A 23,619-nucleotide genomic window follows, 5' to 3' on the forward strand; every position below is an offset into this window, starting at 1 on the left:
GACCGGCTCAGCAGCGGTGAGCGGCCCACAGGTCCGGCCACAGGGTGGACTCGTTGGTTCCGGCGGGGTCCGCGGGGGTGCGCGGCCGCTTCGAGACACTCTCCGGGCGTTCGCGCGGAGCCGCCGGGTTCTGCGTCGGCGGGTTCTGCGCGTCGTTCCCGCTCGGCGCGGAAGACGCGGGCTCGGCCTCGGCCCGGGTTCGGCGGCCGTGGACCCGGCGAGCCAATGCGAGGAGGTTCTTCTCAGGCATGCACGCGCCCTTCTGGATCTGTCCGAGGGGCCGCGCTGTTGGACCCGGCATACGCCGGAGCCCGGCGGATGCTGCTCACCTTCGACTACCCCGAACCACCGGCCTCACACATCCGGTGCTCACGGCTCGCGGTAGACCCGTACGCTCTCCAGCTTCGGGTCGGCGGCGTCGGGGATCACCATGCCCGCCTTCACACCGCTGCGAAGGTAGTCGAGGACGGCGGTGTTGAGGCGCTCGCCGGGGAGCGCGGCCGGGATTCCCGGCGGGTACGGCGTGAGCATCTCGGCCACCACCCGGCCGGCCGCCCGGTCGACCGGCACCTGCTCGGTGCGGCCGAAGAAGGCGTCGCGGGGCAGGTGCACGAGTTCCATCCGCAGTTCCTCCGGCGTGGCCACGCGGATCTCGCCCGCGCGGTCCAGGGCCTCGTTTCCCCGGGCGGCCTCCCGGCTCAGCCGCCGCAACGCGTCGAGGAGCGGCCGGGTGGTCTCCTCGTCATCGGCGTACGTGAGCTGCGCGCTGATCCGCCGGTGGTCGGAGACGTGCAGGTTGATCCCTTCGTGCTCGCGCAGCCAGTCGGCCGCGCTGTAGCCGGTCACGCCCAGCGCTTCGATGTCGATGATGATCTGGAGCGGGTCCATCTCGGCGGCGCGGCCCGGGCCGAGGAAGTCGGCCTCCCCGTACACGTGCATCCCCTCGATGCCGGCGATCTCCGCGCGTACGGACCGGGCCAGATCCAGGACGGCCTGCAGCAGGTCCCGGCCCTGTTCGACCATCTGGCGCCGCCAGCCGTCCAGCGCCGCGTACACGAGCACCGACGAACTGGTCGTCCCCAGCAGGTCCTCCCGCGCGCTCAGCACCTCCGGCGCCACCCGGTCGCCCTGGAGGTGGAAGACCGAGCTCTGCTCCAGACCGCTGCCCATCTTGTGCACGCTCGTCACGCACACATCGGCCCCGGCGTCCATCGCCCAGGCCGGGAGTTCCGGGTGGAACGGCAGGTGAGCGCCCCAGGCCTCGTCCACGATCAGCGGCACGTCGCGGTCGTGGCAGACCCGGGTGATCGCGGCCAGGTCACCGCTGGCTCCGTACGGAGTCGGGCTGGTCACCAGCGCGCCCCGGGCGTCGGGATGCTCGGCGAGACACCGCTCGTACGCCTCCGCGCTCGGCGGATGCGCCAGCCGCAGCTCCGCATCCCACTGCGGCTCCACCCAGATCGGGCGGATGCCGGCCAAGATCAGTCCGGCCACCACCGACTTGTGCGCGTCCCGGCCCACCAGCAGCTTCTCGTGCGGGCCGGCGACCGACAGCATCGCGCTCTTGACCGACAGCGAGCTGCCGCAGGTCGAGAAGAACGCCTGCTCCGCCCCGACGGCGTCCGCCATCAGCTCCTGTGCCCGCTCCAGCACTCCGCCCGAGGACATCCGGTCGTCCAGCCCGGCGGTCGCCAGGACGTCGGACCGGAAGACGTCGTCGCCGACCACCGCCCGTACCCGCGGGTCGGTCCCGCGTCCCTGCTTGTGCCCGGGCGGGGTGAACGGCAGATAGCCGCGCCGGTGGTAGGCGGCCAGCGCGTCGAGTACGGGTGCCTGCGAGTGGTCCATAGGCCAGCCGCTTCCCGGCCACCGAACGGAGAAACCTCCGCTGACCTCCTGAGCCACCGCTCAAGACCGGTTGAAACATGTTCGACCCCGAGCCGCCACAGGCCGCACAACGTCGGTTAGCCTCAAAACAGACGGTATTCGGGAAAAATTGAACGCTCACCGATCGCGCTGGGCATGGTGGGCGTGAACGCAAGCGTCGCGGACGAGTCCGCGCAGGTAGAACGATCGCCGTCGTCCGTACGACGCCACTCCACGTCCGCCGGCCGGTGCCCGCTGATCAGACTGTCGACGCCGAGAGCCGATCACTCATCGTCATCGCCGTGATCAAGCGGTGTGCCGTATCCGCCCAACGGCCATCGGTGATGACGCGAAGCGCGGCCGTCGCCGCGCGAGGAGACGAGAGGTGATCCCATGAGCGCTCCCACGAGTGAGCGAACGGATCAGAAGACGACCACACCGGGCGCGGTGAAGACCCGTAAGGGCGGAGAGCTGGTCAGCGACCACGGCCGTACGGCCATCGCGGACACGGTCGTCGCCAAGATCGCCGGCATGGCGGCCTCGGAGGTGCAGGGCGTGTACGCGATGGGCGCGGGCGTGGCCCGCGCGTTCGGCGCGGTCCGCGAGCGTGTCGGCCGTCCGAACGTCGCCCAGGGGGTGGCGGTCGAGGTCGGCGAGCGCGAGGCGGCCGTCGACGTGGACGTCATCGTCGAGTACGGCGTGTCCATTCCCGACCTGGGCGACGGCATCCGCCGCAACGTCATCGGCGCCGTGGAGAAGATGTGCGGCCTGGACGTCACCGAGGTGAACATCAACGTCGGCGACGTCCACCTGCCGGAAGAGGAGAGCAGCGAAGAACCGGCCGAGCCGCGGGTGCGATGAACCTGTTCCCGGCGGGCCGCCTGGCCGAGCGCATCGCCACCGCGGTGGCGGACCGCCCCTCGGTGTCCCGCCTCGCCGCCGGACCGGTCGCCACCTACCTGCCCGGCCGCACCGTGCGGGGCGTGGCCGTGCGCGAGGACCGGGTGCGGATCGCGGTGGTGGCCGTCTACGGGCCGCCGATCGCCGAGGTCGTCGAGCAGGTACGGACCGCGGCCCGGGAGATCGTGCCGGACCTGCCGATCGACGTGACGATCGAGGACATCGAGGTACCCGGCGCGGCGGTGGGGCCATGAGGGAGGGCTCGTGAACGACCGTGGAGCGTTCGCGGCGTGGGTGCGAGCCCACCATCCCGACGTGGGTGGTGACCCGGCCGAGTTCGCCGCCGGCCTGACGCGCTGGCGCGCGGCGGCCGGCGCCCCCGCCGTGGTGGCGCCGGTGTGCGTGTTCCGTTCACGGCACGGGCTGTGGCGCGTCGCGCGCTGGCTGCGCCGGCGGCGCCGGGGCCCACGGGTGTTGTGAGGAGAAGGAGTGAGTGACATGAGTGAGATGCGATGGTGGCCGGCCGTGGGCCTGGGCTTCGGGACCGCGCTCGGGTTCGCCGGCGCCTTCGGCGGTTTCCCCGCCTTCATCATCGTGCTGGTGCTCGGGGTCGTGGGGTTCCTGGTCGGCCGGGTGCTGATCGGCGAACTCGACCTCACCGAGATCCTGGGCGGCAGGAGGCGATCGTGAGCGCCGAGCTCGAGTCCCGGGCCGGGGAGGTGGTCGCGCCGGAGCACCGGGGCCGTACGGAGATCGCCGACCGGGTTCTGGCGAAGATCGCCGCTCGTGCGCTGAGCGAGGTCGAGGACGCGGGCGGCGCGGCCCGGCGCGTGCTGGGTGTACGGCTGGGCCGCGACTCCATGGAGAGCACGCCCTGGGTGACGGCGAAGGTCGACGGCGGCCTGGCCACGCTGCGGATGCGGATCTCGGTCGCCTACCCGGCGCCCGTCCGGGAGGTGACGCGTCACCTGCGGGAGCTGGTGCGGACGCGCGTCGGTGAGCTGACCGGCCTGGACGTACGCGAGGTCGACATCGACGTGTCCCGGCTCCCGGCCACCGGGAGGCGAGTGCGATGACCGGGATGGACGCCGCCCGCACCGGTGAGTTCCGCCCGCCGTCCCGCCGGGCCGTGCGCCGCGCCGTGCGCCGGTCGTTCGGCCGCCGGCGCGTGCTCCCCTCGGTGATAACCTCCGCGCTGCTGGCCGCCGCCGCGATCATTCTGACGATCGAGGTGATCGGTGCGCTCGTCGGCCGCCCGCCGGGCGTACTGCCCGTCGTGGACCTGGCCCGGCTCGGCCGGAACCTGCGCTGGGACGACGTGCTCGTCCTCGCCATCGCGAGCGTTCTCGCCGCGCTCGGCCTGTGGTTGCTCCTCCTCGCGCTGCGGCCCGGCCGCCTCCGGGCGGTCCCGCTGCGCTCGCAGGACCCGAACGTGGTGCTCGGCATCGCCCGGCCGGACCTGCGCAGATACGTCGCGCGGGCCGCCCAGAACGTGGACGGCGTCGACCGCGCACGGGTCAAGGTACGGCGGCACCGCGTCCGCGTCCGCGCCGTCAGCCCGCTCCACGACGTCGCCGGGATCACCGGCCAGGTGCGTGTCGCCGTCGCCGAGCGCCTCGACGAGCTGGAGCCGCTGCACCGGCCGCACCTGCGCGTGACCGTACGGCATCGGGAGGAGTGACCTCGTGACTCCTCCGCTCCCTGATGGGAGCGGCTTCTCGCTAAGCCGCTTGCGCAGCGTCGCGAAGGGCAAGCCCTGCCCTCAAGATGTTGATCGCCGCGTTGACGTCGGCGTGCGCGGTGTGCCCGCACGCCGTACACCGGAACACGGCCTGGGCGGTGCGGTTGTCCTTCGCGCAGTGCCCGCATTCGGCGCACGTGCGGGAGGTGTTGGCAGGGTTCACCGCGATCAGCTCTCGACCGGCGCTTTCAGCCTTGTGCGACAAGATCGTCAGGAACACCCCCCAACCCGCATCCAAGATCGAACGGTTCAGCCCGGATTTGGCGGCAGCGCCGTTGGGCAGGTGGCCGCCGTCGCCGTCCGGTTCGGGTACTGCCCGTTTGGTCATGTTGGTGACCTTGAGCGCTTCATGCACGATCACGTCGTGGTCGCGGACCAGCCTCAGCGCGGCCTTGTGCGCACCGTCGAGGCGTTGCCGCCGCACCTTCGCGTGCAAGGCGGCGACACGGGCGACGGCCTTACGCCGCCGCCTACTGCCCCGTTTCTTGCGGGCGAGGTCACGCTGTGCCGCCGCGAGACGGCCGGCGGTCACGGCGAGGTGACGCGGGTTGGCCAGATGTTCGCCATCACTGGTCGTCACCAGCGACGCGACCCCCAGGTCGATCCCGGCGACCGCGCCCGTCACCGGCAATGTCTCGGCGGGCACATCGTCACACGACAGCACGACGAACCAGCGGGCGCCTTCCCGCTTCACGCTGATCGTCTTGACCGTGCCCAGCACACGCCGATGCCGATGGACCCGCACATGCCCGACGCCCTGCAACCGCACATACGTCGCGGTCCGGTGGTGGGGCTGGGAGTCCCACCGGCACCCGTCGCCGTCCTTAGGCCATTCGACCGTGTCGAACCAACCCCGCCCCTTGAAACGCGGAAACCCTGGCGTACGGCCCGCCTTGACACGGTCGAAGAACCCGCGGAACGCCTTGTCCAGCCTGCGGAGCGTGGCCTGCTGGGAAGAGAACGACCACCGAACCTGACCATCAAGGTCATCGGCGCGGATGTGCTTCAACTCCGCCGACTGATCGCCATACCGCACCGTCACCCCGGCTCTGCGGTAGGCCGTACGACGGTGTTCCAAAGCGGCGTTGTACAACTCCCGGTGGTCCTCCAGACACTGCCTGAGCGCAGCGGCCTGCTTGCCGGTGGGGCGCAGCAGGAACTTGAACGACCTACGCACACCCACCCCTCACATTCAGTAACGAGGACACTACGGTATCGGCTGGCACCGACAAAACCCGGAAGGAAATCTGTGATGAACGGATCTGACAGGTCAGGCCACACTCGGGCCTTGGCGGCCCGCCCGCTACCGATTCCCCCGGCGCCTCAAGGCGACGGTCCCCTCGGGAGACTCTGATGCGAACCACGCGCGCGAACCGCTTCGGCCTGGCCATCACCGGACTGATCCTCTTCCTCGGGGGCCTCACGGCGGCCGTCCGCGGCGCCGCCTTCGTGCCGCACCATCTGGGGGCGGCCCACGTGCCGGTCATCGGCCGCTTCGTGCGCGCCTTCGCCGACGCTCACCTGTGGTTCTGGATCGCGCTGGCGGCTTTCGCCGTCTCGATCGCCGTGCTGGCGCTGAGCTGGCTCGGCGCGCAGGCCCGCAGGCCGACCCTGCGGACCATCCGGGTGGAGCCGGACACGCGGCACGGCGCCACCACCCTGTCCGCTCACGCGGTCACCGACGCGCTGGAGGAGGACCTGAACGCGGATCCGTACGTGCGGCGTGCCACCGCCGGCCTGACCGGCAGCCGGGCCCGCCCGCACCTGCTCCTCGGCGTGACCGTCGACCCCGACGCCGACCCGGTCGCCGCCCGGTCGAGCATCCACGAGGCCGTCGCACGGGCCCGGCGCGCACTGGGAAACGACGACCAGCCGGCCACCGTCCGCATCCGCGTCAGCCGTTGACCGGCGAGAATAGGACGCTTTTTTCCGGGCACACAGCGGTGCATGACGCTCCCGAGTACAGCAACCTCGTACTGGATCGAATCGAGTGCCGACACCTCCTACCCGTCGCCGGCCGAGGACATCGAGACCGACGTCGCGGTGGTCGGGGGCGGCATCGCCGGGATCTGCACCGCCTTCGAACTCACGCGCGCGGGCCGCTCGGTGCGGGTGTTCGAGGCCGGCCGGATCGCCGCGGCGGTCACCGGCCACACCACCGGACGGCTGTCGGCCGCCCATCCGTGGATCTACCGGCCGCTCCGTGAGCGGCTCGGCGCGGAGGCCGCGCGCCGGTACGCGCGGTCGCAGCAGGAGGCCGTCGACCACGTCGAGGCCACCGCGTCCGAGCTGGGCATCGACTGTGAGATCGAGCGGCGCCCCTCCTACGTCTTCACCTGGGAGGAGGACGAGGCCGACGCGCTGCGGGCGGAGACCGACGCCGTGAAGGACGCCGGCCTGGACGCCTCGTTCGTCACCGAGACGGACCTGCCGTTCGCGGTGGCCGGCGCGCTGCGGGTGGAGGAGCAGATCCAGTTCCATCCCCGCCGCTACCTGGTCGGCCTGGCCGAAGCCATCACCGCGAACGGCGGACGCATCCACGAGAACACCCGCGTCACCGACATCGAGGAGGGCGAGCCCTGCGTGCTGCGCACCGAGCACGGCGCCGTCGTACGGGCGAACGAGGTGGTGGTGGCCACGCTGGCGCCGGTGTTCGAGCAGCTTCGGCTGTCGACCCGGCTCAGCGCCATACGCGAGTTGGTGGTGGCCGCGCCGATCCCCGCCGACCGGGACCCGGGCGGGATGTACATCACGCGGGAGCTCAGCACCCGCTCCGTCCGCACCGCCCCGCTGCCGGACGGACGACGGCTGCTGCTCATCACCGGCGAGGGGTTCGCGCCCGGCGCCGGCCACGTCGCCGAACGCTACGAGCGGCTCATCGACTGGGCGGGAAGACACTTCGGCGCCAGCGACATCACCCACCGCTGGTCCGCCCAGGACACCGAGACCACCGACACGCTCCCCTGGATCGGCCGCGCCCCGGGAACCGACCACGTCTTCGTCGCGACCGGCTACGCACGCTCGGGCATGAGCCACGGCGTGATGACCGGGCGGCTGCTCGCCGACCTGCTGACCGGGCGCACACCCCTGTGGGCCGACCTGTACGACCCGAGCCGCGTCCACCCCGCGCACGAGGCGTCCAAGACGGCCAAGAACGTCGCCGGCATCGCCGGCCACTACGTGGGCGACCGGGCCGCCGGCTGGACCGGCTCGATCGAGGACGTGCCCAAGGGCGGGGGCCGGGTCCTGACCGTCGGCGGACGGCCCTGCGCGGTCCACCGGGACGAGCACGGGAACCTGACCGCCGTCTCGGCCACCTGTCCGCACCGCGGCTGCGTCGTCGCGTTCAACGAGACCGAACGCACGTGGGAATGCCCCTGCCACGGCTCCCGCTTCGCCGCCGACGGCTCACTGCTGAACGGCCCCGCCAACCAGCCCCTGGCCCCCGTCACCGACCTCCCCGACTGATCCACCAGGCGACAGCCACGACGGACAGGCCGATGGGCAGCATGGCGACGATCAGGGCGAGGCGCCGGCCGCGTGGCGGTGGGTGATGACCCACACTCCCGGCAGGTCCAGGGCCGGGGCGGCGAGGAACAGATAGACCGTACGGCCGGGGTCGCTCAGCCGGTGCCGCTCCCCCAGGACCGGCAGCCAGAAGCCGATCGCTGCGAGGAGGAGGTTCGCCGCCCCGTGGTGGATCTGCCGGATCAGCAGACCGCCGCGGACGACGAAGCTGATGTTCACGGTCGAGGCGTACGCCTCGCTCATCCGGACGCGCGGAGCAGCGGCACGGAGCCGCGGAAGGCCCGAACGGCGGTCGAGTCATGCGCCTGAAGTGCCGGTCAGGATCAGTATCGCGAAGCTGTACAGGGCGATCTCACCCAGCTGGAACGACCAGTGCTCGGGAAACGCCTTCCTCACCTCGTCGCGCAGGAGCCCGGCCAGGCTGAGACGGTCGTCGAGCTTCTTGGCGACCGCTCCTCCCCGTGAGCCCCCGCCCGTGGGGTCTGCGCCCATGTCCCTGGTCCGCCGTCCCCGGTCACGTTCTCGGGCCGGACGCGGCCGGTGCCGATGAGTCGGCGACAAGAGCGTGGCGGCCCAGGTAGTAGTCAAGGAGGCGACGGGTCTCGGCGAGGGAGTCGGCCCAGCGACGGAGCCGGGCGTCCCCCGTCGCGGTGAGGTAGTACATGCGCCGCTTCGGCCCCGTCTCCGAGGTCTCCCACTCCGAACGGACCATGCCCTGTTCTTCGAGGGACCGGAGCTTGCGGTAGAGGTTGCCCGAGTCGCCGTCCGCGATCCCGAACGCCTTCAGCCGTTCGAGCAGCTCGTATCCGTGCGCGGGCCGCTCCCGCAGGAGCAGCAGCACGCAGCCCTGCAGGAAGTTGCGGGGCTCGGCGCCCGCCCGCACGCCGAAGGCGTCGGCGAGCCCGCCAACGCCCGCGGTCGTGGTGTCCGCCGGCCGCTCGGGCGCGACCATCACGGCCGCACCTCCGGCGCCGGCGCGAGCCGTCCGGCGACCACAGTGCCGTACATCATGTGGTCGATGGCGAGCATGGCGCGGTGGGCCGGGCGCCTCTGCTCCCGGTACTGCACGCCGAGGAGCGGGCCGATCCCGAGCTCGAAGCCCAGCCACACGACCAGGCCGTACACGGGGCCGACGTACGGGTTCGCCCGCAACCGGCACGGCAGCAGACCGAACGCCGCTCCGCCGGCCGCGCCGTAGGCCCAGTGCGCCAGCTCGATGATCGCCGACCGGTGCTCGGTGGCGAGCCGCTTGACCTTCTTCGGGGCGTGCCGCTCGATGATGACCTCGGGCGGGCTCTTCTCCAGCAGGCCGATGTTGGCGGTGAAGTCCCGCAGGCCGGACATGGCCATGGCGGCGATGAGCCCGCGCACGCCGGCACGGACGGTCGATGCTGCGTCTGGCACGGCCCACCTCCGCCATCGAGTCCTCGTACGGGAAGCGACACAGTTCCTGACTCATACCCGGGCCGATCGCCGTCGCACCCGCCGCCACCTGCGAAGACTCACCGCTAGGTGCGTCGCGCACCTAGCCGTACGTCACTTACGGCGCGCCGCCGCGGCTTGCTAGACCGGAGTAGCCGAGACGCGGTCATGGGGAGGACGGGGACGATGGAGGCGAATCCGGTCGACGCCGCCGTCTTCGACCGCGCCCTCGCGGTGGCCGACGCCGTCCTGTACGAGGGCTACCTGCTGTACCCGTACCGGCATTCGTCGGCCAAGAACCGGTTCCGCTGGCAGTTCGGCGTGCTCACCCCGCGGGCGTGGGCGGAGGCGCGGGACACGGCGGACGCCGGGGTCGCGGGCTCGGCCGAGGGCTGGTGGCAGCGCACCGAGTGCCTGCTGGAACCCGGTCCGGGCGAGGCCGTGGTGCGCTGCCGTCTCCGCTTCCTGCAACTGGTCGGCCGGTCGATCGAGGAGCGCCTGCCGGACGGCGGCCACCGCCCCACCGGCGAACTGGTCACCGGCTCCGGACTCGCGGTGGGCTTCGACGCGGCGCTGCCGCGCGACTTCGACCTGTGCGTCCGCCTCGCCGACGTCCTGGACCACGAACAGAGAGTCGACCTGCACGCCCCCGGCGGTAAGGACGTCGAGACCCTCGGCGACGACGAAGGCCGCCCGGTGGGCCGTGCGCTGTCGCGCCGGTGGCCCGTACGGGCGTCGCTGATCGTCTCGGCGACCCGGTGTTCGACGCCCGCTCCGCTGTTCCGGCTGTGCGTACGCGTCGAGAACACCGATGACACGACGCCTCCGGACGCGCCGCGCGAGGAGGCCCTGCGCCGCTCGCTGATCGCGACGCACTCACTGCTCGCGGCCGGGGAATCGTCGTTCGTCTCGCTGCTCGAACCACCCGGCTGGGCGGAGGCCGAGGCGCGCGCCTGCGCGAACGTCCACACGTTTCCCGTGCTGGCGGGCGAACCCGGCACGCGCGACCTCCTGCTGTCCTCGCCGATCCTGCTGTACGACCACCCGCGGATCGCGCCGGAGAGCCCGGGCGACCTGCACGACGCCGCCGAGATCGACGAGATCCTCTCGCTGCGCACGCTGACACTGACCGACGAGGAGAAGCGGGAGGCGCGCGCCACCGACCCGCGAGGCGCGGCGATCGTCGACCGCGTCGACACGATGCCGCCGGAGATCTTCTCCCGCCTGCACGGGGCCATCCGCTCGCTCGGCCCGGCATCCCCGAACGAGGAGTCCCGATGAAAACGATGATGGACGCGATCGAACTGCTCGAACACGACCACCGGATCGTCGAACAGCTCTTCCGCGACTACCGGTCCGCGGCATCGGACGAGCAGCGGCGCGGGGTCGTGGAGATCCTGATCCGGGAGTTGTCCAAGCACGCCGCGCTGGAGGAGCTGACCGTCTACCCGCTCGTCCGGCGGCTGCTGCCGGAGATGGCGGACGAGGTCGACGACCACCTGGACGAGCACATGGAGGTCAAGAACCTTCTCGCCGCCCTGGACCGGCTGTCCGCCGGAGACGACCGCGAAAGCGAGCTCGTCGCCCGGCTGCGGCGCGAGGTCGAGCACCACGTGCACGACGAGGAGACCAAGCTCCTGCCGGCCCTGCGCGACGCCGCCGACCAGGCGGAACTCGACGCACTCGGCCGGCGGCTGCGGCAGGCCAAGTCCGCGGCGCCCACGCGCCCGCACCCCGGCGCCCCCAACCGGCCGCCCGCGCTCGCCCTGGCGGCGCCGATCGCCGCGTTCTACGACCGCATCCGTGACCGGCTGGGAGGGAGACCGCGAACATGAGCATCGACGCCGGAACCGAGGACGTCGCCCGCGAGCCGACGAGCCGCCCGGAGGGAGAGGGCTTCGAGCACATCGACATCCTGTGGATCTCCGAGGGGATGAGCTGCGACGGCGACAGCGTCGCGATGACCGCCGCCTCGCAACCGCCGATCGAAGATGTCGTCCTCGGCCTCATCCCCGGTCTTCCCGAGGTCAGCCTGCACAATAAGGTGCTGTCGCCCACCCAGGGCGGTGAGTCGTTCCTCGCGCCCTTCCGCGCCGCGGCCGCGGGGGAGCTCGCGCCCTTCATCCTCGTCATCGAAGGGTCGATCCCCAACCAGAACATCATCTCCGGGGGCGGCTACTGGACCTCCTTCGGCAACGACCCGGACACCGGCGAACCGCTGACGCTCAACTGGTGGATCGACCACCTGGCGCCCAAGGCCTGGGCGGTGGTCGCCGCGGGCACCTGCGCGACGTACGGCGGCATCCACGCGATGGCCGGCAACCCGACCGGATGCATGGGGCTCGCCGACTACCTCGGCTGGGACTTCAAGTCCACCGGCGGGCTCCCGATCGTCAACGTGCCCGGATGCCCGATCCAGCCCGACAACTTCATGGAGACCCTCACCTGGGTCCTCCAGCACGCCGCCGGTGACGCGCCCCCGCCTCCGCTGGATCAGATGCTCCGCCCGCAGTGGCTGTTCGGCAAGACCGTGCACGAGGGCTGTGACCGGGCCGGCTACTACGAGCAGGCCGACTTCGCCCACGACTACAACTCGCCCAAGTGCCAGGTGAAGGTCGGGTGCTGGGGACCGGTGGTCAACTGCGACGTGCCCAAACGCGGCTGGATGGGCGGGATCGGCGGCTGCCCCAACGTGGGCGGCATCTGCATCGGCTGCACGATGCCCGGCTTCCCGGACAAGTTCATGCCGTTCATGGACGAGCCGCCGGGAGGGTCGCTGTCCTCCATGATCGCCAAGCCGTACGGCGCGCTCATCCGCCGGATGCGCGGCCTCACCAACCACGCCCTGAACACCGAGCCCAAGTGGCATCACAACGAACCCGAGCTGACCAGTGGTTATGACCCGCGCTGGCGTCCGTGACGGACCGGCCGGACAACGAGGAGGGCTTTCGAGATGGCCATGACCGAACGGTCGCGATCCGGTGCGGACGGCGAGCAACTGGTCGAGATGACCTGGGACCCGATCACCCGCATCATCGGCAACCTGGGCATCTACACGAAGATCGACTTCAGCAACCGGCGCGTCGCCCAGTGTCATGCCACATCGTCGCTGTTCCGCGGCTACTCGGTGTTCATGAAGGGGAAGGACCCGCGCGACGCCGGCTTCATCACCAGCCGGATCTGCGGCATCTGCGGCGACAACCACACGACCTGCTCGGTCTACGCGCAGAACATGGCGTACGGCATCAAGACCCCGCCGCTCGGGGAGCACATCCTCAACCTGGGCGAGGCGGCGGAGTACATGTTCGACCACACGCTGTTCCAGGACAACCTCGTCTTCATCGACTTCTGCGAGGCGATGGTCAAGAAGACCAACCCGAGCGTGCTCAAGCGTGCGAGGCAGACGGAGGCGCCCCACGCCGAGATCCACGGCTATCGCACCATCGCCGACATCATGGAGGCCTACAACCCGTACGAAGGCGCGGTGTACAAGCAGGCGTTGCAGGTCAGCCGGACGACCCGTGAGATGTTCTGCAAGATGGAGGGCCGGCACGTCCACCCCTCGACCGTCTATCCCGGCGGAGTCGGGACCATGCCGGAGCCGACCACGTTCACCGACTACCTGACCCGGCTGGTGTCGATCCTCGACTTCGTCAAACAGGCCGTCGCGATGAACGACGACGTCTTCGACTTCTTCTACGAGGCGCTGCCGGGCTATGAGGAGGTCGGGCGCCGCCGCGTGCTGCTCGGCTGCTGGGGCGCCTGGCAGAACCCCGACGTCGTCGACTACCGGTACGAGAACATGACCGACTGGGGACGGGCGATGCACGTGACGCCCGGAGTCGTCGTGGACGGCAAGCTGGTCACCACCGACCTCGTCGACATCAACCTCGGCATCCGCATCCTGCTCGGCAGCTCCTACTACGAGGACTGGGTGAACGAGGAGCCGTTCGTCACCCACGACCCGCTGGGGAACCCGGTCGACATCCGCCATCCCTGGAACCAGACGACGATCCCGCTGCCGCAGAAGCGCGACTTCGACGACAAGTACAGCTGGGTCATGAGCCCGCGCTGGCTGGACCGGCGCAGCGGCGAACTCCTCGCGCTCGACACCGGCGGCGGCCCGTTCGCGCGCCTGTACGTGACCGCCCTGGCCGGGCTGGTGGACACGCCGTACGTGAAGGCGACCGGCTCCAGCGTCCGCATCACCCTGCCCAAGAGCGAGAAGCTGCCCGAGACGACCCTGGAGTGGAGGATCCCGCAGTGGTCCAACGCCATCGAGCGGGACCGGGCGCGCGCCTACTTCATCGCCTATTCGGCGGCCATGTCGCTGTACTTCCTGGAGCGGGCCATGGGGCTCGTACGGGCCGGCGACACCAAGGTGTTCCAGGACTTCACGGTGCCGGACGAGGGCATCGGCTGCGGGTTCCACGAGGCCGTACGCGGTGTGCTGTCCCACCATCTCGTCATCAAGGACAAGAAGATCGCGAACTACCACCCGTACCCGCCGACCCCGTGGAACGCCAGCCCCCGCGACGTCAACGGCGTGCCCGGCCCGTACGAGGACGCCGTACAGGACATGCCGATCTTCGAGGAGAACGGGCCGGAGGACTTCGTCGGCGTCGACATCATGCGCGCGGTGCGCAGCTTCGACCCCTGCCTGCCGTGCGGCGTGCACATGTACCTCGGCGGCGGCAACGTCCTGAAGAAGCTGCACTCGCCGACCTTCGGGGCGGCGCATGGCTGACCGCCCGATCCGCGGCCTGCCGGACAAGGACGTCGAAGATCTCCTCCGCCGGCTCGAAACGCTGCTCGACCGGCTGGAGCGGGCCACCGGACCGGTCGCCGAACTCGCCGCGCAGGCGATGGAGGGCCTGGCCCTGATGTACGGCACCGCCCTCGCACGCGTCGTCGCGCGGGCCGCCGACGACGCGCCCGATCTGGTCCCGTCGCTGGTGGACGACGAGCTCCTGCACCACCTGCTGGCCCTGCACGGCCTCCATCCGCAGTCGGCGCGCGAGCGCGTGCTGCGCGCCCTCGAGGAGATCGGGCCGCGACTGCGCTCCCACGGCGGCGACGTCGAGCTGATCGAAGTGAAGGACGAGGTCGCCCGGGTGCGGTGGTCCGCCGCCGGCTGCGGCTCCACGTCCGCGGCGATCGGGCAGATGATCGAGGACGCCGTCCTCGGCGCGGCGCCCGAGTTGCGCGTCGAGACCGTGAACGCGTCCGGGAGCCGGAGGCCTCCCACGCTCATCCCGGTGGAGTCGCTGCTGCGCGGACCGACGTCGCGCGTCAACGGTGATCCGGGATGATCGCGGGCGCGCTGCCTCGGCTGATCCGCCGCACCGCCGCCGACCGGTCCCGCCGGCGGCCGTGCGACCTCTGCGGCACCCCGCTGGCCGAGGACCACCGGCACCTGCTCGACGTACGCGACCGGCGGCCACTGTGCGCCTGTTACGCCTGTTCGGTGCTGTTCCAGCGGGAGGAGGCCGGCGAGGGCCACTACCGGCTCGTGCCCGATCGCCGGGTCCCGGTCAGCGGGCTGCCACCGGCATGCCTGGGCGTACCGGTCGGCCTGGCGTTCTTCGTCCGGCACGCGGACGGTCAGGTGGTCGCCCACTACCCGAGCCCGGCGGGGGCGACCCGGTGGACCATCGAGCCACGGGCCTGGGAGTCGGCCGTCCGGCTCTGTCCCGCTCTGGCGGACCTGCGCACCGAGGTGGAGGCGCTTCTCGTCAACACCGCACGCGGGCGCTCCGAGGCATGGCTGGTCCCCATCGAGGACTGTTACCGGGTGATCGCGGTCGTCCGTCGCCACTGGACGGGGATGTTCGGTGGTGACCGGGTATGGCCTGAGATCGAGCGGTTCTTCGATGACCTGAGGAGGTGCCATGGGACAGATACGAACGGGTAAACCGCACACCAGGCCCGACGCCCCGGCCCACGTGACGGGCACGCGCGAGGGCAACGCGAAACGCTCCAACAGCCGGCAGGTCGGCCACCACGACGACGGCACCGCCGACGCGCGCCGTTCCACGGGCATCAGGCCCAGAATGCACAACGCGATTCTCAAGATCATGCCCAACCTGCCGCCGGGCTGACACGACTCTTCGGGAGCGTCCATGGTCAAGAAACTGCTGATCGGAGCCGCCGTCGCCGGCGTCATCGGCATGGCGATCCGCGAATTCCCCGCGCTCAGGCGCGAAATAAAGATCTGGCGAATGTGATCCTCGCGGCACCCGCCGACCCGAGGCCCGGGGCCCGGGCTTGGGGCCCGGAGGAGGCAACCCCTCCGGGCCACCCGCGGGGAGGACGGCGCCCTTCGTCTTCCGCTCAGGTCCGCTTGAGGGTGACGTCCACCGGGGGGACGGTGTACGGGGTGTCGGTGACGAACGCCAGCCGGGCCGCGTACGTGCCGCGCGTGGAGGTCGCCGCGGTGTCGAAGCTCACCCGCACCGTCACCGATCGGCCCGGCGGGACCGCGACCTCGGTGCGGTCGGTGGCCAGCCAGCCGACGTCGGCACCGGCCACGCAGCCGCCCTGGCCCGGGAGCCGCTCGGCGTACGGCGCGGCGAGGAAGTCGCCGATCGAGCCCCCGACCCGGAAGAGTCCGCAGGCGGCTCCGCCGCGGAACATGGCGTACTTCGCGTTGGGCAGGGCGGACCAGGCCCCGGTCGCCGGGTCGAACTCGACCCCCTGGTTGGTGATGGCGTTGCGGACGATGCCGCCGACCATCTGGAGCTTGCCGTCGGCCCCGGCATAGGAGGCTCCCCAGGCGGCGTACGGCATGTCCGCGATCGGCGTCCACGCGTCCGACCCGGCGACGTACCGGTAGGCCGTCGAGACCGGATTCTCGTGCCACTGGTCCACCGGCACCAGCCCGCCGGCGCAGATCAGCCCGTCGCCGGAGCCGGCGCAGCCGGCCATCACCACGTGCTCGGGGTAGTCGGCGACCCGGGTCCAGGCGTCGTCTCCGGGGTCGTAGCGGTACGTCGGCGCCGGCTCGTCGCAGGCGTCCGACCGGCAGCCCGACACGACGTAGAACCGGTTCCCCACGGCGGCGCCGGTAGCCGCCGTGCTCGGCGTGGGCAGGTCGGCAACGCGCGACCAGCGGTTCGCCGCGGGGTCGTAGGCGAAGGTCGTGGAGGTGAGGTTTCCCGCCGGGTCCCAGCCGCCGGCGACGTACAGCCTGCCGCCGACGAAGCCGCCCACCGCGTTCTCGCGCGGCGCGGGCAGGTCGGCGATCCGGTGCCAGGACCCGGCCGCCGGGTCGTAGGCGTAGCTCTCGGCGGTGACGGCGGCGTCGGTCACCCCGGCGACCGAGTAGACGATTCCGTCGCTTTCCGCCACGACGTTGTCCATCACCGGAGTCGGATACTCGGGCAGGTCCGACCACGCGGGGTCCACCGAGGCATCACGCGGGGGCGGCGCCGGCTGAGCCGGGCGGCCGTGGCCGGCGAAGGACGACGCGGAGGCGTCGACGGACACCCGCCGCGGCGGCGCGCCCGGCGACGTCGTCCGGCGGTGGCCGCCGGCGGGCGTGAACCCGCGGTCCTGCTCGACGATTCCGACCGTGGCGGTCCGCGTGCCCCGGTTGGTGAGCGTGAGGACGCGCGACCCGGCGCCGTTCCCGCCCGCCGTGACCGCCAGGCCGCCGGGGTTCGCGGTCACCCGGCCGGCCCGCAGCCGCCAGTCCACGCGGGCGACCCGGTGCGCGGCGACGTCGACCGACGCCGTGGCGGACGCGTAGTGCCGCCCGGACGAGGTCAGCCGCACCCGGCCGGTTCCGGCGCTGAACAACCAGTAGAACCCGTCGCCGAGCGCGGCGTCCTCGGGGGTCGCGTGACTGACGGACGGCGCCCCACCCTCCGCCGCGACCTCGGCCCCGGTCAGCGGGCCGCCGGTGTTGTCGTCGCCGACGACGCCCGCCACCAGGCCGCCGCCGGTCGGCGCGCACGACCGGGTCCCGACGTAGGCGTTGTCGAGCTCCCAGAAGTTGACGTTGCCACCGCTGAAGCGGAACCTGACGCGCACGTCCGCGTGGCCGGCCGCCTGGGGAATCGGCACGTCGACGTGACCGTGGACGGCCGTATCCGGCGCGTGCCAGACGTTCCGCCAGGTCGACCCGCCGTCGAGGCTGAGGTCGACGTCGCCTTCCTGCTCGCCGAACCCGTAGTCGTAGTAGTAGGTGTCGAAGCCGATGGTGGGCGCCGCCTGCGCGGACAGGTCGAGGGCGGGGGTGGTCAGGCTGGTGTCGGTGGACGACGCGGGGTGGTACCAGTTGTCGACGATCGCGAACCCCCCGCCGCCGCCGGTCATGTTGCCCCTAGCGCCGGGATCGTCGAAGACCCACGTCTTGCCGGCGCCGGCGTCGTCGGTCACCTTCCAGCCGTCCCGGGCCTCCGACCAGCCCTCGAAGCCGGTTCCGGCCCCGTCGTAGGCGTACGCGTAGCCGGCCGCCGTACAGGACACGGCATCGACGGCGAGCGTCACGTCGTGGTGGAGCGGCGCGGCGCCCGGGGCGACCGCGACCGTGGTGGTGCGCTCGGCGTACCCGGGCATGTCGGCCGGCTCGGTGCGCAGGGTGCTGGTCGTGCCCACGGGCAGCTCGACCGCGTATCGGCCGGTGAACGGGTCGGTGTGGACGGCGCCGTATGGGTAGCCGTCGATGGTGATCTTCGCGTAGACGGGCCACCCCTGGCCCGAGCCGTCGGTCACCGTGCCGGTGACGGTCCGGGTGGGCAGGATCGGCAGCGAGAAGCCGCGGGAGGCGGATCCGCCGGCCGTGACGGCGACGTGCTCCGCAGTCGCCCCGCGGTAGCCGAACTTCGACGCGACGACGGTGTAGGTGCCCGCGGCGAGCGCCACCTGGTAGCGGCCCTTGTCGTCGGTGACGGCGCGAGAGGTGTAGCCGGTTGTGTCGGTGAACGTGAGGGCGGCACCGGCCAGCGGCTTGTGCGGGCCGGTGACGGTGCCGGCGAGGTGGCCGTACGCACCGAGGGTCAGGGCGGAGACATCTTTGGGGGTCCCGACGCCGGTCGGGCCGTCCCAGCCGGGCCCGGCTGTGCAGCGGACGTCGCCGCAGCCGCCCTGGGCCCCCTCAGTCACGTCGTTGAGCGAGACGCCGTGCCGGTAGAGGTAGGTGACCGGGTAGCTGCCGGGCACCGGGGTGCCGGCGAGCGCGTACATCGCCGCGACCAGCGGCGAGGCCAGCGACGTTCCGCCCCATTGCGCCCAGCCGTCCTGGCCGAGGGTGTTGTAGACGGCCAGGCCGGTCTCGGAGTCGGCGTCGGCCGCGACGTCGGCGGTCGCGCGGCCGTCCGGGCAGCCGGTCTCGACGCCTCGCTGGTAGTCGGGTCGCGGCTCGTAGCGCGAGCAGCCGCTGCCGCCGTCGGCCCAGGCGGATTCGTGCCAGCCGCGCGGCGAGGAGGCGTCGCGGGTGAGCGTCGTGCCGCCGACCGCGACCACGTTCGGGTAGGTCGCCGGGTAGCTCTGCACGTTGCCGTTGTCGCCCGTCGACACGGTGACGGCGATGCCGGGGTGGTCGTAGTAGTGGTCGTAGCGCGACTCGAACGGAATCTCGCCGTCGACGCCGTACGAGTTCGAGATCGCCACGGCGCCCAGGCTCGCGGCCGTGTCCACCGCCTGGCCGAGGTTCGGCGAGGCGTTGTCATCGGCCTGGACGAGGAGGATGTGGCACTTCGGGCACGCGGACGAGACGGCGTCGAGGTCCAGCGCCGTCTCGATCGACCAGCCCTCGTCCTGCCGCGGGTAGTCCGTGCCGCCGCGCTGGTCGACCTTGGTGAAGCAGCCGTTCGACGTCGTACAGGGCGGCAGGCCGTAGTGGGCGCGGAAGACGGCGAGATCCGACTCGGCGTTGTCGTACCCGAAGGCGTCGACGATCGCGACGGTGCGGCCCGCGCCGCCGTCGGGAAGGGCGTACGCGCTCCGGATGTCGGCCGGGCCGAGCGACGTCGGCAGCGGCTCGTCCTCCTGCTCGGCGAGCGCCCCGCTCTCGCGGGCGTGGCCGACCGCGTGGCAGCGGGCCAGCGGCGTCGTCCCGTCGTCGGCGGTGGCACCGGTGTTGCAGCCCGCCGGCACCGCGTGGCTCCCGTACGGCGTTCCGGAGCCGGTCGCCGAGGTCGCAGAGCCGGCCGACGCCGTCGAGGTGGTCGTGGTCACGACCACGAATGCCGTCCCGACCGCGAGCGCGATCGCCACGATCGCGCGTACGGCCCGCCACCGCCGGTGTGTGCTCATCCAGAGTCTCCCGCCCCACTTACCCTGCATGTCCGGTATCCGACAAATTCGGCGGATTGCAGAATCGTGCCAGACTCATGCATTGCGAACAATCGATGTAGACGTACGGGTTTCTGCCATCTGTCCGATTCTCGACGAGAGGCAGCTATGTGGGACGCAGTGGGCATCTCCGGCAACGACGGCGCGGTGTACGAGGCGCTGGTGCGCCGCGGTCAGGCGGAAGCGGGTGACATCGCCGGCGACCTCGCCCTGCCGCGGGGCCAGGTCGCCCGCGTCCTCCGGCGGATCGCCGAGCGCGGGCTGGTCACCCGGCTGCCCGGCCGGCCCGTGCGGTACACCGCCGTCGCCCCCGATCTCGCCGCCGGCTCGCTCATCGCCGAGCGCGAGCGCGACCTGGTCCGGCTGCGCGCGCACGCTCAGCGGCTCACCGCCGAGCACGCCCACCGCCGCGACGCCGGGCGCTGCGACCCGGCCGACCTGGTGGAGATCATCGACGGCGGCGTCAACGTACAGAACGCCTTCGTCCGGCTGCAGCGCGCGGCCCGCAAGCAGATCCGCACGTTCGACCGACCGCCATACCTGGAGAATCCCGTGACGGGCAACCCGGAGCAGTACCACCATGCCAGCCAGCGCGGGCTCGCCTATCGGGTCCTCTACCACCAGTCGGCGCTGGAGATCCCGGGGCGCATGGACGACGTCTGGCGACGCATCCAGCACGGCGAGCGGGCCCGCGTCTCCAGCCACGTGCCGATGAAGATGGTGCTCTGCGACAACCAGCGGGCGCTGCTTCCGGTCACCAGCGGAGGAAACGCCGCCGAGGCGGCCTACCTCGTGCATCCGTCATCGATGCTCGACGCCTTCAGCGAACTCTTCGAGGCACTCTGGGAGCGCGCCGTCCCGATCAACCGGGTCGGCGCCGGCGACGATGAGAAACCTCCAGTCGACCCCGAACTACTCGGCCTGCTCGCCAGCGGCGCCACCGACGAGACCATCGCCCGCGTGCTCGGCTGGAGCGTCCGCACCGTCCACCGCCACGTGCACCGGATGATGACCCACGTCGGCGCCGAGACCCGCTTCCAGGCCGGCATGGAGGCCGTCCGCCGCGGCTGGGCCTAGTGCCGTATCAGTCAACGTTTGCCTCGTTGGGGAGGGGGTTGGCTGATCCTCGCTGGGGCGAGCGACTCCCCACTTCTGGTGGGGCGGGCCACGGCCGGCCATGGGACCCCATATGCGGTGCCGTGATGGGGGGACCGTCTGGGGTCACGCCGGGACGGTCCGGCACCGGGTAGGTGCCGTCCGGCTCGACGGTGCGTGATCACCACCGGAAACATGTTGGTGGTGATGGTGCCGCCCGGTCCATGCCGGGCGATGTTGGCGCCGCCGACCAGGTCGCGGTGCCCGTTGAACCCGCAACGGATGCAGGTGAAGTTCCGGCTTTTGGGTTTGGGAACCCGCTGGTGGCAGGCTGGGCAGGTCGAGGAGGTGCCCCGCTCATCTACCAGCATCAGGCCGATTCCGGCTTGTTCGGCCTTGTCGGTCAGGCATCGGATCAGGTGCCCGATCCGCCAGGCCTGGACTCGTTGGTTGTGCCGCCGTCCCGCTTTGAGGGTCAGGACGCCACGTGGGTCTCCGACCACGAGTGTGCCGATCCGGCGTGCGACGGCCCAGTCGACGACGGTTTTGGCGGCCTCGTGCTGGGCTTGACGAACCCGCCGCCGGTGACGCGCTTCGGCCTTCCGCTGCCGAGCCCGGTACTTCCGCCACCGTCGCGACCCGGCCTGGCCTGGTTTCGGTGCCTTCCGTGCCATCGCGCGCCGCCGGTGTTTGGTGTCACGCAGGTGCAGGTGGGTTTCGGCGCGGATCGCCCGCCCCGACACCACCAGCCCCTCCCCATCCGGGCCCGCCACCGCGAACGGGTGGATCACTCCCGGGTCGACTCCCGCCACGCGGTGTGGGTCCGGTTCCTGGCCCGGCGGATAGGCGGTGATGAGGACTTCGGCGGTGACATCGACGAACAACCGGCCGGCCTCAGTCACCAACGTCACCGACCGCACCTGCCCCGCCTCGTAGGGGACCGGCCGGTCCAACCGCACCCACAACGGCGCACTCCCACGACCGACCGGAAGCCGTAACCGCTGGCCGTCGAGGGTGAATGTGCCGTGGTAGTAACGCACCGGCATCAACCGGCGTTTACGCCGCGGGTACCGCGCCGCCGTCTCGCCGTTTTTGCGGCGTTTGGCGGTGGCGAACCAGGCGTCGCTGTAGCGCCGCAGCACCGACCGCGCCCCGACCGAGTCCAACTCCCCGAACGTGCCCGGACCCGCCGCCGACAACTCCCGGCACAACGCCTGATAACCCACAATCGCCGACAGCCCACGTTGCCGCCGCCACCGGTTCATGTCCAGCACACACGCCCACACATCCCCTGCCGAGACCAGCAACGCGAAACACCGGCGCCACTGCCCGGCCGAGACCCGCAGACCGACGCGGGCGGTCCGCATGACCACCCGCCCACCTTCATCACGTCGAGGCACCAGGCGATTACAACAGGTGCCTACGACAAAACCCGGCCTCCCAGCCAGCCCACCGCACAGACTCAAGACGCACCTGCCGACTCGCGCACCGACAGGGCAAACGTTGCCTGCTACGGCACTAGCCTAAGACGTGATTCGAAGTGAGTTGAGCAGCGGTGTCCGAGTGCCTGTTCGTGGTCGAGCCGGTGCTCATGTCGCTACGGCGCTGAGGGTTCCTGCCACGGAGCGGCGGGCTGCGAGGCGCGGGGGCAAGGCGGTGAGTGCCGCTGTCACGCGATTCTCAGAATCATGCCCAACCTGCCGCACGGAGCCATGGCGGTGACCGTGCCGGCGGGGCCGGTGTAACGCCTGATCGGGGCGGAGCCGAACCCCTTCGGCCTCGCCGCGTCCGGGTGCTCGGTCACGTACGCGACCTGCGACGTCAGCCGGCCGGGCGGGTCGCGAAGGCGGCGCGGTCGGGGGCGGGCAGCCACTGGTGCCGCGGGTCCAGCGGCCGGTACTCGGCCGCGACGTGGCGGGCGAGCAGGCTCAGGGCCGGGTGCTGGTTGTGGCGGTGGTGGAGCAGCCAGAACGGGTAGACGGGCACGGGGTCGACGACGGGCAGCCGTACGGCGTCCGGATGCCAGGGAACCCGCGTCCTCTCGCCGATGAAGCTCGCCCCCCGGCCGGAGACGACCTGCGCCACGAAGTACTCCCAGCCGAAGTCCGGTCCGGAGGTGTCCATCCGGATGTCGAACTCGGCGCCGAGAAGGTCGTAGTACTCGGCCCACTCGCTCCCGGCGACGTTGCCGGGCATCCACACGGTGGAGCCGGACAGCCGCGCCATCTCCACCCGCGTCCGGTCCGCGAGCGGGTGGTCGCGGCCGACCAGGAGATGCAGGGGTTCCAGGTACGCCGGCATGCACACGATCTCCTCCGGCAGCTCGGCGACCCGGCAGTAGGCCGCGTCCACGGATCCGTGGACAAGTGCGCTGCGGGCGGACCTGAGCCCGTTCGAGGTGACGATCTCGATGTCCACGTCCTCGACCGTCTCGTGGAACGCCTGGATCAGGTCGATGGACGCCAGCCGGGTGTCCAGCACGTCGACCCGGAGCGCCCGGCGGTGACGGCCGTGCAGCATCTCCAGCGCCTGGTCGGCGATGTTGATGAGGGAACGCGCGTGCGGGAGGAACGCGGTGCCGGTCTCGGTGAGCTGCGCCCCCGTACGCGAGCGTGCGAACAGCCGGACGCCGAGGTCGGACTCGAGCTTCGCGACGCGCTTGGAGATGGCCTGCTGGCTGATCCCCAGCCGGGCCGCGGCCTCGCTGAAATACCGGTCCTCGGCGACGGTGACGAAGGCGCGGACCGCGGCCAGATCCAGGTCCACGC

General features: G+C 71.5%; 26 protein-coding genes. 16 read left to right on the top strand and 10 right to left on the bottom strand.

The window, feature by feature from the left end; translation table 11 throughout:
- Positions 1-7: 7 nt before the first annotated feature.
- Both OG417_RS48485 and OG417_RS48490 read right to left on the bottom strand, forming a co-directional pair.
- The gene (locus OG417_RS48485) at positions 8-250 is read right to left on the bottom strand and encodes a hypothetical protein (protein ID WP_329244820.1); all 243 of its coding nucleotides are present in this window, start codon (positions 248-250) and stop codon (positions 8-10) included.
- A 119-nt stretch (positions 251-369) separates the two neighbouring features.
- A complete protein-coding gene (locus OG417_RS48490; RefSeq protein WP_329244823.1) occupies positions 370-1,848 on the bottom strand; it encodes an aminotransferase class I/II-fold pyridoxal phosphate-dependent enzyme in 1,479 nt (492 codons plus the stop codon).
- A gap of 411 nt (positions 1,849-2,259) precedes the next feature.
- On the opposite strand from OG417_RS48490, the gene OG417_RS48495 reads away from it, so the two are divergent.
- Genes OG417_RS48495 through OG417_RS48520 form a run of 6 tightly spaced genes read left to right on the top strand, consistent with a single transcriptional unit; the run spans position 2,260 to position 4,447 of the window.
- The gene (locus OG417_RS48495; RefSeq protein ID WP_329244826.1) at positions 2,260-2,727 is read left to right on the top strand and encodes an Asp23/Gls24 family envelope stress response protein; all 468 of its coding nucleotides are present in this window, start codon (positions 2,260-2,262) and stop codon (positions 2,725-2,727) included.
- Positions 2,724-3,020, top strand: a complete 297-nt coding sequence (locus OG417_RS48500; protein ID WP_329244829.1) for a hypothetical protein — start codon at positions 2,724-2,726, stop codon at positions 3,018-3,020. Before OG417_RS48495 ends, OG417_RS48500 begins: the two co-directional genes overlap by 4 nt.
- A 10-nt stretch (positions 3,021-3,030) precedes the next feature.
- The gene (locus OG417_RS48505) at positions 3,031-3,246 is read left to right on the top strand and encodes a hypothetical protein (protein WP_329244832.1); all 216 of its coding nucleotides are present in this window, start codon (positions 3,031-3,033) and stop codon (positions 3,244-3,246) included.
- An 18-nt stretch (positions 3,247-3,264) separates the two neighbouring features.
- Complete coding sequence (locus OG417_RS48510; protein ID WP_329244835.1) at positions 3,265-3,456, top strand: hypothetical protein; 192 nt, start codon at positions 3,265-3,267, stop codon at positions 3,454-3,456.
- Complete coding sequence (locus OG417_RS48515) at positions 3,453-3,842, top strand: Asp23/Gls24 family envelope stress response protein (RefSeq protein WP_329244837.1); 390 nt, start codon at positions 3,453-3,455, stop codon at positions 3,840-3,842. Before OG417_RS48510 ends, OG417_RS48515 begins: the two co-directional genes overlap by 4 nt.
- Complete coding sequence (locus tag OG417_RS48520) at positions 3,839-4,447, top strand: DUF6286 domain-containing protein (RefSeq protein ID WP_329244839.1); 609 nt, start codon at positions 3,839-3,841, stop codon at positions 4,445-4,447. Before OG417_RS48515 ends, OG417_RS48520 begins: the two co-directional genes overlap by 4 nt.
- Before the next feature lie 40 nt (positions 4,448-4,487).
- On the opposite strand, the gene OG417_RS48525 is transcribed toward OG417_RS48520, so the two are convergent.
- Positions 4,488-5,690: an RNA-guided endonuclease InsQ/TnpB family protein gene (locus OG417_RS48525; RefSeq protein ID WP_329244842.1), complete on the bottom strand. Its 1,203-nt coding sequence runs from the start codon at positions 5,688-5,690 to the stop codon at positions 4,488-4,490.
- A gap of 170 nt (positions 5,691-5,860) precedes the next feature.
- On the opposite strand from OG417_RS48525, the gene OG417_RS48530 reads away from it, so the two are divergent.
- Together OG417_RS48530 and OG417_RS48535 are read left to right on the top strand one after the other, a co-directional pair.
- Complete coding sequence (locus tag OG417_RS48530) at positions 5,861-6,412, top strand: alkaline shock response membrane anchor protein AmaP (RefSeq protein ID WP_329244844.1); 552 nt, start codon at positions 5,861-5,863, stop codon at positions 6,410-6,412.
- 42 nt (positions 6,413-6,454) lie between these two features.
- Positions 6,455-7,975, top strand: a complete 1,521-nt coding sequence (locus tag OG417_RS48535) for an FAD-dependent oxidoreductase (RefSeq protein ID WP_329244847.1) — start codon at positions 6,455-6,457, stop codon at positions 7,973-7,975.
- Between the two features lie 51 nt (positions 7,976-8,026).
- On the opposite strand, the gene OG417_RS48540 is transcribed toward OG417_RS48535, so the two are convergent.
- From OG417_RS48540 to OG417_RS48555, 4 genes are read right to left on the bottom strand one after another with little or no spacing between them, the layout of a single operon-like run.
- Entirely contained in the window at positions 8,027-8,278 is a 252-nt protein-coding gene (locus OG417_RS48540; RefSeq protein ID WP_329244850.1) for a hypothetical protein, read from the bottom strand.
- A gap of 54 nt (positions 8,279-8,332) precedes the next feature.
- Positions 8,333-8,527, bottom strand: a complete 195-nt coding sequence (locus OG417_RS48545) for a hypothetical protein (RefSeq protein WP_329244852.1) — start codon at positions 8,525-8,527, stop codon at positions 8,333-8,335.
- Between the two features lie 22 nt (positions 8,528-8,549).
- Positions 8,550-8,987, bottom strand: coding sequence for a helix-turn-helix transcriptional regulator (locus OG417_RS48550; RefSeq protein WP_329263063.1), 438 nt, complete (start codon positions 8,985-8,987; stop codon positions 8,550-8,552).
- Positions 8,987-9,439: a hypothetical protein gene (locus OG417_RS48555; RefSeq protein WP_329244855.1), complete on the bottom strand. Its 453-nt coding sequence runs from the start codon at positions 9,437-9,439 to the stop codon at positions 8,987-8,989. The genes OG417_RS48550 and OG417_RS48555 overlap by 1 nt, the downstream gene beginning before the upstream one ends.
- Before the next feature lie 204 nt (positions 9,440-9,643).
- Between OG417_RS48555 and OG417_RS48560 the strand changes: the two genes are divergently transcribed.
- Genes OG417_RS48560 through OG417_RS48590 form a run of 7 tightly spaced genes read left to right on the top strand, consistent with a single transcriptional unit; the run spans position 9,644 to position 15,558 of the window.
- The gene (locus OG417_RS48560) at positions 9,644-10,738 is read left to right on the top strand and encodes a hypothetical protein (RefSeq protein WP_329244857.1); all 1,095 of its coding nucleotides are present in this window, start codon (positions 9,644-9,646) and stop codon (positions 10,736-10,738) included.
- Positions 10,735-11,292 (top strand): hemerythrin domain-containing protein, encoded by a 558-nt coding sequence (locus OG417_RS48565; RefSeq protein ID WP_329244860.1) that lies wholly within the window; start codon positions 10,735-10,737, stop codon positions 11,290-11,292. Before OG417_RS48560 ends, OG417_RS48565 begins: the two co-directional genes overlap by 4 nt.
- Positions 11,289-12,377 (top strand): hydrogenase expression protein HypE, encoded by a 1,089-nt coding sequence (locus OG417_RS48570; protein ID WP_329244864.1) that lies wholly within the window; start codon positions 11,289-11,291, stop codon positions 12,375-12,377. Before OG417_RS48565 ends, OG417_RS48570 begins: the two co-directional genes overlap by 4 nt.
- 33 nt (positions 12,378-12,410) lie before the next feature.
- The gene (locus OG417_RS48575) at positions 12,411-14,204 is read left to right on the top strand and encodes a nickel-dependent hydrogenase large subunit (protein WP_329244867.1); all 1,794 of its coding nucleotides are present in this window, start codon (positions 12,411-12,413) and stop codon (positions 14,202-14,204) included.
- Positions 14,197-14,769 carry a NifU family protein gene (locus OG417_RS48580; RefSeq protein ID WP_329244870.1) on the top strand — a complete coding sequence of 191 codons (573 nt, stop codon included), beginning with the start codon at positions 14,197-14,199 and terminating at the stop codon, positions 14,767-14,769. Before OG417_RS48575 ends, OG417_RS48580 begins: the two co-directional genes overlap by 8 nt.
- Positions 14,766-15,371, top strand: coding sequence for a DUF5947 family protein (locus OG417_RS48585; RefSeq protein WP_329244873.1), 606 nt, complete (start codon positions 14,766-14,768; stop codon positions 15,369-15,371). The genes OG417_RS48580 and OG417_RS48585 overlap by 4 nt, the downstream gene beginning before the upstream one ends.
- Positions 15,349-15,558, top strand: a complete 210-nt coding sequence (locus OG417_RS48590; RefSeq protein ID WP_329244876.1) for a hypothetical protein — start codon at positions 15,349-15,351, stop codon at positions 15,556-15,558. The genes OG417_RS48585 and OG417_RS48590 overlap by 23 nt, the downstream gene beginning before the upstream one ends.
- 232 nt (positions 15,559-15,790) lie before the next feature.
- Here OG417_RS48590 and OG417_RS48595 read toward each other — a convergent pair whose 3' ends face one another.
- Entirely contained in the window at positions 15,791-19,717 is a 3,927-nt protein-coding gene (locus tag OG417_RS48595; RefSeq protein ID WP_329244880.1) for a carboxypeptidase regulatory-like domain-containing protein, read from the bottom strand.
- A 147-nt stretch (positions 19,718-19,864) separates the two neighbouring features.
- On the opposite strand from OG417_RS48595, the gene OG417_RS48600 reads away from it, so the two are divergent.
- Positions 19,865-20,833, top strand: coding sequence for a helix-turn-helix domain-containing protein (locus OG417_RS48600; RefSeq protein ID WP_329244882.1), 969 nt, complete (start codon positions 19,865-19,867; stop codon positions 20,831-20,833).
- Positions 20,834-20,844: 11 nt separating this feature from the next.
- Here OG417_RS48600 and OG417_RS48605 read toward each other — a convergent pair whose 3' ends face one another.
- Positions 20,845-22,218: an RNA-guided endonuclease InsQ/TnpB family protein gene (locus OG417_RS48605; protein WP_329263066.1), complete on the bottom strand. Its 1,374-nt coding sequence runs from the start codon at positions 22,216-22,218 to the stop codon at positions 20,845-20,847.
- A gap of 454 nt (positions 22,219-22,672) precedes the next feature.
- Positions 22,673-23,617 carry a LysR family transcriptional regulator gene (locus OG417_RS48610; protein WP_329244884.1) on the bottom strand — a complete coding sequence of 315 codons (945 nt, stop codon included), beginning with the start codon at positions 23,615-23,617 and terminating at the stop codon, positions 22,673-22,675.
- Positions 23,618-23,619: the final 2 nt, after the last annotated feature.

Source organism: Actinoallomurus sp. NBC_01490 (genome assembly GCF_036227085.1).
Lineage (GTDB): Bacteria > Actinomycetota > Actinomycetes > Streptosporangiales > Streptosporangiaceae > Actinoallomurus > Actinoallomurus oryzae.

Coding starts and splice junctions, on each gene's coding strand:
- OG417_RS48585 (WP_329244873.1), top strand. CDS start 14,766: ATGATCGCGGGCGCGCTGCCTCGGCTGATCCGCCGCACCGCCGCCGAC.
- OG417_RS48510 (WP_329244835.1), top strand. CDS start 3,265: ATGAGTGAGATGCGATGGTGGCCGGCCGTGGGCCTGGGCTTCGGGACC.
- OG417_RS48550 (WP_329263063.1), bottom strand. CDS start 8,987: ATGGTCGCGCCCGAGCGGCCGGCGGACACCACGACCGCGGGCGTTGGC.
- OG417_RS48575 (WP_329244867.1), top strand. CDS start 12,411: ATGGCCATGACCGAACGGTCGCGATCCGGTGCGGACGGCGAGCAACTG.
- OG417_RS48500 (WP_329244829.1), top strand. CDS start 2,724: ATGAACCTGTTCCCGGCGGGCCGCCTGGCCGAGCGCATCGCCACCGCG.
- OG417_RS48540 (WP_329244850.1), bottom strand. CDS start 8,278: ATGAGCGAGGCGTACGCCTCGACCGTGAACATCAGCTTCGTCGTCCGC.
- OG417_RS48600 (WP_329244882.1), top strand. CDS start 19,865: ATGTGGGACGCAGTGGGCATCTCCGGCAACGACGGCGCGGTGTACGAG.
- OG417_RS48495 (WP_329244826.1), top strand. CDS start 2,260: ATGAGCGCTCCCACGAGTGAGCGAACGGATCAGAAGACGACCACACCG.
- OG417_RS48520 (WP_329244839.1), top strand. CDS start 3,839: ATGACCGGGATGGACGCCGCCCGCACCGGTGAGTTCCGCCCGCCGTCC.
- OG417_RS48595 (WP_329244880.1), bottom strand. CDS start 19,717: ATGAGCACACACCGGCGGTGGCGGGCCGTACGCGCGATCGTGGCGATC.
- OG417_RS48565 (WP_329244860.1), top strand. CDS start 10,735: ATGAAAACGATGATGGACGCGATCGAACTGCTCGAACACGACCACCGG.
- OG417_RS48490 (WP_329244823.1), bottom strand. CDS start 1,848: ATGGACCACTCGCAGGCACCCGTACTCGACGCGCTGGCCGCCTACCAC.
- OG417_RS48570 (WP_329244864.1), top strand. CDS start 11,289: ATGAGCATCGACGCCGGAACCGAGGACGTCGCCCGCGAGCCGACGAGC.
- OG417_RS48485 (WP_329244820.1), bottom strand. CDS start 250: ATGCCTGAGAAGAACCTCCTCGCATTGGCTCGCCGGGTCCACGGCCGC.
- OG417_RS48560 (WP_329244857.1), top strand. CDS start 9,644: ATGGAGGCGAATCCGGTCGACGCCGCCGTCTTCGACCGCGCCCTCGCG.
- OG417_RS48580 (WP_329244870.1), top strand. CDS start 14,197: ATGGCTGACCGCCCGATCCGCGGCCTGCCGGACAAGGACGTCGAAGAT.
- OG417_RS48590 (WP_329244876.1), top strand. CDS start 15,349: ATGGGACAGATACGAACGGGTAAACCGCACACCAGGCCCGACGCCCCG.
- OG417_RS48535 (WP_329244847.1), top strand. CDS start 6,455: ATGACGCTCCCGAGTACAGCAACCTCGTACTGGATCGAATCGAGTGCC.
- OG417_RS48545 (WP_329244852.1), bottom strand. CDS start 8,527: ATGGGCGCAGACCCCACGGGCGGGGGCTCACGGGGAGGAGCGGTCGCC.
- OG417_RS48605 (WP_329263066.1), bottom strand. CDS start 22,218: ATGCGGACCGCCCGCGTCGGTCTGCGGGTCTCGGCCGGGCAGTGGCGC.
- OG417_RS48530 (WP_329244844.1), top strand. CDS start 5,861: ATGCGAACCACGCGCGCGAACCGCTTCGGCCTGGCCATCACCGGACTG.